Genomic DNA, 11,329 nt, shown 5'->3' with positions numbered 1-11,329 from the left:
ACCGTCATGTCCAGCACGTCGGCGATGCTGTGGCCCTTGAACCACCTCCAGCGTCTCGCGATTGTAGCGCTTGCCGCCGCATTCCTCGCAGGTGACGTAGACGTCCGGCAGGAAGTGCATCTCGATCTTGATGACGCCGTCGCCCTGGCAGGCCTCGCAGCGCCCGCCCTTGACGTTGAAGGAAAAGCGGCCGGGCTCGTAGCCGCGCGCCTTTGACTCCGGCAGCCCGGCGAACCATTCGCGGATCGGGGTGAAGGCGCCGGTATAGGTCGCGGGGTTGGAGCGCGGCGTGCGGCCGATCGGCGACTGGTCGATGTCGATGATCTTGTCGATATGCTCCAGCCCCTCGATGCGGTCATGCGGGGCGGGGGCGTCGGAAGCGCCGTTCAGCTTGCGGGCGATCGCCTTGTAGAGCGTGTCGATCAGGAAGGTCGACTTGCCGCCGCCGGAGACGCCGGTCACCGCGGTGAACAGGCCGAGCGGGATTTCGGCGGTGACGTTCTTGAGATTGTTGCCGCGCGCGCCGACCACCTTGAGGGTGCGATGCTTCGAGGGGCTGCGGCGCTCCGGCACCGGAATCCCGTATTCGCCGGTGAGATATTTGCCGGTGAGCGAATGCCGGTTCGACATGATGTCGGCCGGCGTGCCCTGCGCCACGATCTGCCCGCCATGCACGCCGGCGCCGGGGCCGATATCGAGCACATGATCGGCGAGGCGGATCGCGTCCTCGTCATGCTCCACCACGATCACGGTATTGCCGAGATCGCGCAGGCGCTTCAGCGTTTCGAGAAGCCGCGCATTGTCGCGCTGGTGCAGGCCGATCGAGGGCTCGTCGAGCACATAGAGAACGCCGGTGAGCCCCGAGCCGATCTGCGAGGCGAGGCGGATGCGCTGGCTCTCGCCGCCGGAGAGGGTGCCGGAGGCGCGCGCGAGCGTCAGATATTCGAGGCCGACATCGACAAGGAAGCGCAGCCGGTCGCGGATCTCTTTCAGGATGCGGACCGCGATCTCGTTCTGCTGCCTGTTGAGCTGCGCGGGAATGGCCTCGAACCACTCGGCGGCGCGCCTGATGCTCATGTCGGAGACTTCGCCGATATGCAGGCCGCCGATCTTCACGCACAGGGCTTCGGGCTTGAGGCGATAGCCGTTGCAGGCATCGCATGGCACGTCGGAGAAATATTTGCCGAGCTCTTCCCGCGCCCATTCGCTCTCCGTCTCGCGGAAGCGGCGTTCGAGGTTCGTGATCACGCCCTCGAACGGCTTCTTCGTATTGTAGGAGCGCAGCCCGTCGTCATAGGTGAACTTGATCTCGTCGTCGCCGGACCCGTAGAGGATCGCCTCCTGCGTCTTCTTCGGCAGCTTGCTCCACTTGGTGTCGAGCGTGAACTTGTAATGCTTGCCGAGCGCTTCGAGCGTCTGCAGGTAATAGGGCGAGGACGATTTCGCCCATGGCGCGATCGCGCCCTTGCGCAGGGTCGCGTCCTTGTCGGGAATGACGAGCTCGGCATCGATATGCTGCTCGACGCCGAGGCCGCCGCATTTCGGGCAGGCGCCGAACGGATTGTTGAACGAGAACAGCCGCGGCTCGATCTCGGCAATGGTGAAGCCGGAGACCGGGCAGGCGAATTTCTCGGAGAAGATCATGCGCTCTTCGAGATGGGCGCCCTTGAGGAGCTTGCCTTCGGCCGCCGCGCCGCGGTCGGCGAATTCCGCCACCGCCATGCCTTCGGCAAGATGCAGCGCGGTCTCGAAGCTTTCCGCGAGCCGCTGGCCGATATCCGGCCGCACCACGATGCGGTCGACCACCACGTCGATATTGTGCTTGAACTTCTTGTCGAGCGCGGGGGCGCTCGCGATCTCGTAATATTGCCCGTCGATCTTGAGCCGCTGGAAGCCGCGCTTCATCCAGTCGGCGATCTCCTTTTTGTATTCGCCCTTCCGGTCGCGAACCACCGGCGCGAGGATATAAAGACGGGTTCCCTCGGGCAGCGCCAGCACCCGGTCGACCATCTGCGAGACGGTCTGGCTCTCGATCGGCAGCCCCGTCGCCGGCGAATAGGGCACGCCGACGCGGGCGAACAGGAGCCGCATATAGTCGTAGATCTCGGTGACGGTGCCGACCGTCGAGCGCGGATTCTTCGAGGTGGTCTTCTGCTCGATGGAGATGGCCGGCGACAGGCCGTCGATCTGGTCGACATCCGGCTTCTGCATCATCTCGAGGAACTGCCGGGCATAGGCCGACAGGCTCTCGACATAGCGGCGCTGCCCTTCGGCATAGATGGTGTCGAAGGCGAGCGAGGACTTGCCGGAACCGGACAGCCCCGTGAACACCACCAGCGCATCCCGCGGCAGATCGACGTCGACATTCTTGAGATTGTGCTCCCGCGCCCCGCGGATCGAAATGATCCTGCGGTCGGCGGCGGAACGGGACGGTTTCTTGGAATCGAACAGGTCGTTCATGAGCCGGTCTTGAGGGTCACAAGGGTCCGGCGCCAGGTCGCGACGAACGGACATGTCTCAGGGGGAGCGAACTGCGAACGTAGTGAGAACAGGGCGCCTTCGCCAGTGCCGGCGCGGGCCCTGCAGGCATGCGTTTGGGGACAAGTGCAGCGGAAGGACGGAGCGGGCCCGATGCCGGCCGCGTCGCCTCTCGGAGGCGCGGGCGCATCCGCTGTCATTGGTAATATAATAAGGGCGCGACTGCTATTGGCAAAATCGCAAGGCTTCGTGCCGATAGATGGCAGGGAACCGGACTTGGCTCGGACCGCTTTATCACCTTGAATGGCGGCTCACCGCGTTTTGAGGATTTTCAATGGCCACGCGTGCGTATTGGTCGGGCCGCATCAGGCTCGCTCTGGTTTCCATTCCGGTCGAGGTCCTGACGGCGACCAAATCGACGAGCCGCATCGCTTTCAACCAGATCCACGAGCCGACCGGCAAGCGCGTGCGCTACGAGAAGGTGGTGCCGGGCGTGGGCCCGGTGGAGGCCGCCGACATCGTCAAGGGCTACGAGGTCGAGAAGAACAAATACGTGCTCCTGACCGATGAGGAGATCAACGACGTCAAGCTAGAGGCCAAAAAGTCGATCGATCTGTCGCAATTCGTCGACGAGGACGCGATCGATCCCGTCTTTTTCGACCGTCCGTTCTACGTCGTGCCGTCCGACGAGGATGAGGATGCCGCCGAAGCCTATATCGTGCTGCGCGATGCGCTGAAGAAGACAAAGAAGATCGGACTTGGCCAGCTCGTGGTGCGCGGGCAGGGTTCGATCGTTGCGATCAAGCCCTATGGCAAGGGTCTCCTGATGGAGACGTTGCGATACGCCGACGAAATCAAGAAGCCGGGCGAAGCCTTCGATAATCTGCCGTCGAAGAAGGTCGATCCCGATCTCGTTTCGCTTGCCGAAGAGCTGATCGAGAAAAAGGCCGGCGACTTCCAGCCGGAAAAGTTCAAGGACACCTACACGGTCGCGCTGCGCGAGCTGATCAAGGCCAAGCAGGAGAAGCGGGCACCCCGAGAGATCGAGGAGGCGCCGCCGGTCTCCAACGTCATCAATCTGATGGATGCACTCAAGCGCAGCGTCGGCAAGGGCGGTGGCGACACCCGGTCCTCCGGCGGCGGCGAAGCGAAGGCGTCGGGGCGCAAGGCCAAGAGCGCCAAGACAAAAAGCGCGAAGACCAAGTCTGCCAAGACTGCGAAAAAGGCGAGCCGCCGCAAGGCGGCGTGAGTGGACGTGCGATCGACGTTTCGACGAACAGGTTTTGCGGCCTCTCCCTGAACAGGGAGAGGGAACGCCCGATGCCGGTGGCTTTGTAGGAGGTTGACGAAGATGCCCCGCGGATCGCTGCGCGAATATCACGCCAAACGCGATTTCGCGCGTACCGCGGAGCCGAAAGGCGTTGTCGGCAGGACCAAGGCTTCAAAGCTTCGCTATTTGATCCAGAAACACGCCGCGAGCCGGCTGCATTACGACTTCCGCCTCGAATGGAACGGCGTGCTGCTGAGCTGGGCGGTGCCGAAAGGTCCGAGCGAAGATCCGGATGACAAGCGGCTGGCCGTGCGCACCGAGGATCACCCGATCGAGTATGGCGACTTCGAAGGCACGATCCCGAAAGGCGAATATGGCGGCGGCACCGTGATGCTGTGGGACACCGGCACCTGGGAGCCGCAGGAGCCCGATGTCGAGGAGCAGCTGAAGAAGGGCAAGCTCGCCTTCATCCTCCATGGCGAACGCCTGCACGGCAAATGGGCGCTGGTCAAACTGCGCAAGCGCTCGCCGAAGGACAAGGAGAGCTGGCTGCTGATCAAGGAGCTCGACGACTATATGCGGCGCGGCGGCACGCCCTCGGTCGAGACCGAAGAGACCAGCGTCACGACCGGCCGCAGCATGGACGAGATCGCTGCGGGGAAGTCGGTCTGGCATTCCAATCGCAAGGGCAGCGGTGCCTCGAAAGACGAGCCTGAAATCATCGCGGGCGCATCGAAGGCGGGCAAGAGTCGCGCGGTGTCCAGGCCAAACGCCTCAAAACCAAACGGCTCAAAGTCAAACGGCTCAAAAAAAAAGTCCGCAGCGGATCTAAGCGAAAGCCGGCCGCGAAAGGCAGCGTCAAGCGCAAGGCTGCCGGCCTTCGTCGAGCCGCAGCTCGCAACCCTGGTCGAAGGGCCACCCGCCGGAAATGATTGGCTGCACGAGATCAAATATGACGGCTATCGCGCGATCACCGCGCTCGCCGGCGAGCGGGTCGCGATCTACACCCGCAACGGGCTGGACTGGACCGCGAAATTCCACCCGCTGGTACCGGACCTGCAGCGCCTGAATTGCGAGAGCGCGCTGCTCGACGGCGAGATCGCCGTTGCCGACGCGCAAGGCCACACCGATTTCGGCGCGCTTCAGGAAGCATTGTCGACCGGCAATGCGGCGATGACCTATTACCTGTTCGACCTCCTGCATCTCGACGGCGCCGACCTGCGGAGCCTTCCCCTGGTCGAACGCAAGGGCAGGCTGCAAGCGCTGCTTCGCGGCGTCAAAGAGCCGCTGATCTATTCCGACCATGTCGTCGGCAACGGCGCGAAGGCCTTCGAGCAGGCCTGCGCGATGAAGCTCGAAGGGCTGATCTCCAAACAGGCTGACGCGCCCTACCGGTCCGGCCGCACGCGCAGCTGGCTCAAGAGCAAATGCGGCTTCGAGCAGGAATTCGTGATCATCGGCTGGCGTCCGTCGGACAAGGCAGGCCGTCCGTTCTCGTCGCTGCTGCTGGCGGTGAGGGACGGCGACCATTTCCGCTATGCCGGGCGTGTCGGCTCCGGTTATTCCGGCGAAGGGCTGGACAGCCTGGCCAAGCAATTCAAGGCGCTGGCCCGCAAGAGCGCGCCGGTGGCGGACGTGCCGCCAGCGATTGCGCGCCGTGCGCGCTTCGTGGAACCGAAACTCGTTGCGGAAATTGCCTTCAGGGGCTGGACCCGCGAGGGTCTCGTTCGTCAGGGATCCTTCAAGGGGCTGCGATCCGACAAGCCTGCTACCGAAGTGGTCGAGGAAACGCCGATGCCGACCCGCAAGGCCACGCAATCCAGGGAAAAGTCGGCGCGCAAGGCGTCGGCATCCAAGGCGGCGTCATCCAAGACGGCTTCGCGCAAGGCAACGTCCCGCAAATCCGCGAGCGCTGCGACGTCCACCCGCAGCCGCATCCGCAAGGCCGGCGCAGGCCTTGCCGCGCCGTCCACAATTCACGTGCGCGAGGAAGGCGATGCAGAGGAGATCGCGGGCGTCAGGGTCACCAATCCGGATCGCGTGCTTTATCCCGATTGCGGCATCACCAAACGCGACGTGATCGCGCATTATCTCTCCATCGCCGATCTGATGCTGCCGCATGTCGGCGACCGGCCGCTCAGTCTCGTGCGTGCGCCGCGCGGTGTCGGCGGCGAGACCTTCTATCAGAAGCATGCCTCAGAAGGCTGGCCCGACGAATTCAAGGCGATCTCGATCCGCGAAAAGTCAGGCAGCGATCGATATCTCTATATCACCGACGAGCGCGGCCTCGTCGCTGCCGCGCAGATGAGTGTTCTCGAACTGCATATCTGGTGCAGTCACGCGGACGAGGTCGAAAAGCCCGACCGGCTGGTGTTCGATTTCGACCCGGATGAAGGACTGGATTTCGGGCATGTGCGCCAGGCGGCGAAAGAGATGCGCGCGATGCTTAAGGAGCTCGGCCTGCAATCCTTTCCCATGGTCACCGGCGGCAAGGGCGTGCATGTCGTCGTGCCGTTGCGCCGCGGCCATTCCTGGGACGAGCACCGCGAATTTGCTGAAGCCCTGGCGCGCGTGATGGCCGACAATGATCCGGACCGCTTCATCGCCAACATGTCCAAGGCGAAACGGCGCGGGAAGATCTTCGTCGATTACTTGCGCAATCAGCGCGGCGCGACCGCGATCTCGCCGTTCTCGACACGCGCGCGCAAGGGCGCGCCGGTGGCGGTGCCGGTGTCGTGGGAAAAGCTCGCGCGGCTCGACAATGCGCATCCGGTCGCGGTCGGGGATGTGAAGCGCTTCATGGGCTCGAAGGATCCCTGGCCGGGCTATTTCAAACTCAAGCAGCCGCTGCCGAAGCTGAAATAGGGCGGGCCGGCGAGGCGTCCGCTTCCGCCGGGAGCCGAGCGGTATTGCGCGGCTCCGAACGGCGTGATAAGAACAAATAGAGAACAAAAGGCGCTCACTTGGTCCGGCGAGCGTTGCAAAGGGCAGGCGTGTCCCCAGTTGTGGAAAAGGACGTTTCGGGCCGGCTGGGGCGAGCCGCCGGACGCGCTTCGCACTAGGGTGCGGAAGATTTTGTGAGATGCGCGCGCGGCGCGCCGGGTTCGGAACGGGAGAGTGCGATGGCAGGTTCGGTCAACAAGGTGATCCTCGTGGGAAATCTCGGGAAGGATCCGGAAATCCGGCGCACCCAGGACGGCCGTCCGATTGCCAACCTCTCGATCGCGACCTCTGAAACCTGGCGCGACAAGGCGACCGGCGAGCGCAAGGAAAAGACCGAGTGGCACCGCGTGGTGATCTTCAATGAAGGCCTGTGCAAGGTCGCCGAGCAATATCTGAAGAAGGGCGCCAAGGTTTACATCGAGGGCCAGCTGCAGACCCGGAAATGGACCGACAAGGACGGCATCGAGAAATACTCGACCGAGGTGGTGCTGCAGGGCTTCAACTCGCAGCTCACGATGCTCGACGGCCGCAGCGGCGGCGGCGGCGACCGCGTGTCCGATTACGGTGGCGGCAGCGATTTCGGCTCGAGCGGGCCGTCGAGCGGCGGCGGCGCGCGCCGGCCTGCAATGGCTGGCGGCGGGCGCGACATGGACGACGAGATCCCGTTCTGATCCGGCGTAGCGAACAGAATTTTTCGCACCTTCATTCCCGCCACGGCGGGAATCTCGCATGCTCTGTCCACGGTCCCCGCCGTCGCGGGGAGGAGCGGGGACAGCCTTGCCCGAACTCTACCATCTCCTGAAGCTCGTCCACATCATCGGGGCGACGGTGCTGTTCGGCACCGGGATCGGCATCGCCTTCTTCATGCTGATGGCGCACCGGTCGCGCAATGTGGCCGCGATCGCACCGACCGCGACCATCGTGGTCATCGCCGATGCGGTATTCACCGCGAGCGCCGTCGTGGTGCAACCGATCACCGGTGTGGGGCTTGCCCATGTCGCCGGTTATTCGCTGCTGGAGTCGTGGATCGTCGCTTCGGTCGCGCTCTATCTCGTTGTCGGAGCGTGCTGGCTGCCGGTGCTGTGGCTGCAGAAGCGCATGCGCGATCTTGCGGTCGTCGCGCTGCAGACCAGCAGGCCGCTGCCGTCCGACTATGACCGCTATTTCCGCTACTGGTTCATCCTCGGCTGGCCGGCTTTCGCGGCCATGATCGCGATCTTCTGGCTGATGATTGCGCGCCCGCAATTGTGGTGAGGCATCCGTGACGCTCGAACCGCTGCTGACCGCAGGACCGGCCATCCAGATCCACACCGCGGCCGCGCTCAGTGCGTTTGCGCTCGGCGTGGTTCAGCTTGCCTCGCCCAAGGGCACGCTGCCGCATCGCACGATCGGATGGATCTGGGTTACGCTGATGGCCATCGTGTGCATCAGCGCGTTCTTCATCCATGATCTGCGGATATGGGGGCAGTGGAGCCCGATCCATCTGCTCGCGATCTTCACGCTGATCATGCTTCCGTTCGGTGTCATGGCGGCACGGAACCATCAGGTCTCGCGGCACAAGCGCGCCATGACGGGCATGTTCCTCGGCGCATTGGTGATCGCCGGCATCTTCACCTTCTGGCCCGGCCGCATCATGTACGAGGTCGTGACCCGCTAGGGCCGCGATTGTCGTCGCATTGCGGTCATGCGAGACTTTCCGCATGGCCAACCTCGCAACCGCATTGCTGCACGCTCTCAAGGCGCATGGCGCCCGCGAAATCTTCGGCATTCCGGGCGACTTCGTGCTGCCCTTCTACAAGGTGATCGAGCAGTCCGGCATCCTGCCGCACTACGAGCTCAGCCATGAGCCGGCGGTCGGCTTTGCGGCGGACGCTGCCGCACGCTTCCATGGCGGCATCGGCGTTGCCGTCGTGACCTATGGCGCGGGCGCCTTCAACGTCGTCAATGCCGTGGCGGGCGCCTATGCCGAACGCTCGCCGGTGGTGGTGATCGCGGGCGCGCCCGGCGCGCGCGAACGGCAGAGCGGCCTTCTGCTGCATCATCAGGCCGCCACCATCGACACCCAGCTCGCCGTGTTCCGCGAAATCACCTGCGACCAGGCGGTGCTGACCGATGCGTCGACCGCGCCTGCGCAAATCGCCCGCGTGCTCCGCTCGGCGCGCGAGCGCGCGCTGCCGGTCTATATCGAAATTCCGCGCGACATGGTCGAGGCGGACTGCGTTGACGTCCCGGTGCTGCCGCGCGCCACCGTGGATCGGGAGGCGCTGGCCGAATGCGCGCACGAAGTGCTGGCGCGGATCGCGGCGGCGGAGCGGCCGGTCATCGTGGTCGATATCGAGATCCGCCGCTATGGCATCGAGGACAAGGTTGCGCAGCTTGCGCGCCGGCTCGGCATTCCGGTGGTGACGACGTTCATGGGCCGCGGCCTGATGGCGGATGCCCCCGATGTCGTCGCTGGCACCTATCTTGGGGCGGCGGGGGCGGCGGAGATCACGCGGCTCGTGGAGGAGGCCGACACGGTGCTCCTGCTCGGCGTCATTCTCTCCGACACCAATTTCGCGCTGTCGGAACGCAAGCTCGATCCGCGCCGGACCATGCTCGCGATCGACCGCGCGGTGCGGGTCGGCCATCACGTCTATCCCGGCATTCCGCTCGACGATCTCGTGGAGGCGCTGGTGGCCTCCGCGCCTGCAGCGCCCCGCGCGCTCTCGGTGAAGCGGCCGCAGGTGGTCTATCCGCGCGGTCTGAAGGCGGACAACACGGCCGTGGCGCCGTCCGACATTGCCTGCGCGATCAACGATCTGTTCGACCGGCACGGTCCGATGCCGATGACCGCGGACATGGGCGACTGCCTGTTCACCGCGATGGAGATCGAGAATACCGCGCTCGCAGCGCCCGGCTATTACGCCGGCATGGGCTTTGGCGTGCCGGCGGGGATCGGAGTCGCGGCGGCGACCGGCACCCGGCCGATGATCCTTGTCGGGGACGGCGCGTTCCAGATGACCGGATGGGAGCTCGGCAATTGCCGCCGTTACGGCCTCGATCCGATCGTCGTGCTGTTCAACAATTGCTCGTGGGAAATGCTGCGGGTGTTCCAACCGGAATCGAAGTTCAACGACCTGTCGGACTGGAATTTCGCGGCGATCGCGCCTTCGCTCGGCGGGCACGGGAAACGCGTGACCACCCGGCGGCAATTGCGCGACGCGCTGGAGGCGGCGGTCAAGCGGCGCGGGATGTTTTCGCTCGTCGAGGTGATGCTCAAGCGCGGCGAGACTTCGCACACGCTGCATCGCTTCGTGACCGGCTTCAAGGCCGCAAGAGAACGGATGGCGAAGGCATCGTAGGACCGGACGATCGCGATAGCCGCTTCGAACGCGCCTTGCGGACGACCACGCTCAGCTCTCGTGACGGATCCGCCCGTTCATCATGCTCATCGTCACCGTGGCGCGATGGATGTCATGCGGATCGCCTTCGAGGATGTTGCGGTCGAGCACGATGAGATCGGCGAGCTTGCCGGTTTCGATCGATCCGACCTTGTCCTCCATCCGCAGCTGCCAGGCGGCGCCGAGCGTGTTGGCGTGGATCGCCTCGGCGACCGTGAGACGTTCGTCCGCGGGGCTCAGGACCGGCGCATCCGGCTTTCCGATCAACTGGCGGGTGACACCGACCTGGATGGAATCGAGCGGCTTGTAGGTCGAGAAATAGCCTGCCGCCGGCCAATCGGTGCCGAACGAGACGCGGCCGCCGGAATTCAGGATGGACTTCGGCCGATACATCCGGCTCTGGCGCGCCGGCCCGTACCGTTCCAGCATGTTGATCATGGTGTCGGGATCGGCCGATAGCCAGTTCGCGGAGAATTGCGCGGTGACGCCGAGTTTGCCGAAGCGCTGATTGTCGCTGTCCTCGACATAGACGAGATGCGCGATGGCATGGCGGCGGTCGCGTGGCGGATTGGTCGCGATCGCCTTTTCGATGGCGTCGAGCGCGGTGCGGGCGGTGCGCTCGCCGCAGGCATGGACGTGCACGTCAAAGCCGGCCGCATCGACATTGCCGATGAGCTGATGCCATTGCTCGACGCTGAATGGCGACGCGCCGATCGAGTCCGGCTTGTCCGCATAAGGCTCGAGCAGCCAGGCCGTATATCCTTCCTGCGAGCCATCGCCGACGATCTTGACGACATTGACCTGCACCAGCTCGCTGGAGACGCGCTTGCGAATGTCGGTGAGCTGCTGCACGGCGTCGTCGACCGGCAATCCCTTCACCGCATAGGACGCGACGACACGGAACGGTAATTTCCCGCGCTTCTCCACGTCCGTGTAGAGCGCAATGAGCGAGCCCTGATCGCTTCCGATCGGCGGCACGCCGGCATCGAAGATCGTAGTGATGCCCGCGGCAGCGGCCTTCGGCAGCCAGGCTTCCATGAGTTGCCCCATCGCCGCGGGCGAAATCGGTTCGACCGCGTTGACGAGGGCGAGCACCGCGTTCACTTCGAGCACATAGCCGGTCGGCTCGCCATTCTTGTCGCGCACGTAATAGCTGAAGCGCGGGATCGGGTCCGGCGTGTCGCGATTGACGCCGGCGATCTCCAGCGCCTTGCTGTTGGCCCACAGGCTGTGGCCGTCGATGGCGAAGAAGAAG

Annotated in this window: 7 protein-coding genes and 1 pseudogene; 6 read left to right on the top strand and 2 right to left on the bottom strand. The window is 64.5% G+C overall.

Going from position 1 to position 11,329, the window contains the following annotated elements:
* Positions 1-2,460 (bottom strand): annotated as a pseudogene (gene uvrA, locus VN004_RS12015) (excinuclease ABC subunit UvrA); the annotation flags it as partial.
* Between the two features lie 352 nt (positions 2,461-2,812).
* Between uvrA and VN004_RS12010 the strand changes: the two are divergent.
* From VN004_RS12010 to ipdC, 6 genes are all read left to right on the top strand, one after another.
* A complete protein-coding gene (locus tag VN004_RS12010; RefSeq protein ID WP_325610268.1) occupies positions 2,813-3,727 on the top strand; it encodes a Ku protein in 915 nt (304 codons plus the stop codon).
* 102 nt (positions 3,728-3,829) lie between these two features.
* Positions 3,830-6,613, top strand: a complete 2,784-nt coding sequence (gene ligD / locus VN004_RS12005) for a DNA ligase D (protein WP_325610266.1) — start codon at positions 3,830-3,832, stop codon at positions 6,611-6,613.
* A 257-nt stretch (positions 6,614-6,870) separates the two neighbouring features.
* Entirely contained in the window at positions 6,871-7,362 is a 492-nt protein-coding gene (locus VN004_RS12000; protein WP_325610264.1) for a single-stranded DNA-binding protein, read from the top strand.
* Positions 7,363-7,468: 106 nt separating this feature from the next.
* Entirely contained in the window at positions 7,469-7,945 is a 477-nt protein-coding gene (locus VN004_RS11995; protein WP_325610262.1) for a DUF2269 domain-containing protein, read from the top strand.
* 7 nt (positions 7,946-7,952) lie between these two features.
* Positions 7,953-8,348, top strand: a complete 396-nt coding sequence (locus VN004_RS11990; RefSeq protein ID WP_325610260.1) for a DUF2306 domain-containing protein — start codon at positions 7,953-7,955, stop codon at positions 8,346-8,348.
* A 43-nt stretch (positions 8,349-8,391) separates the two neighbouring features.
* A complete protein-coding gene (ipdC, locus tag VN004_RS11985; RefSeq protein ID WP_325610258.1) occupies positions 8,392-10,035 on the top strand; it encodes an indolepyruvate/phenylpyruvate decarboxylase in 1,644 nt (547 codons plus the stop codon).
* Positions 10,036-10,086: 51 nt separating this feature from the next.
* Here ipdC and VN004_RS11980 read toward each other — a convergent pair.
* On the bottom strand, positions 10,087-11,329 hold a 1,243-nt coding region (locus VN004_RS11980), incomplete at its 5' end, for an amidohydrolase (RefSeq protein ID WP_325610256.1).

It is taken from the genome of Pseudorhodoplanes sp., assembly GCF_035565855.1.
GTDB lineage: Bacteria > Pseudomonadota > Alphaproteobacteria > Rhizobiales > Xanthobacteraceae > Pseudorhodoplanes.
Note: the sequence above shows the minus strand (reverse complement) of the source record. Positions and strands in the feature narration are given on the sequence as shown.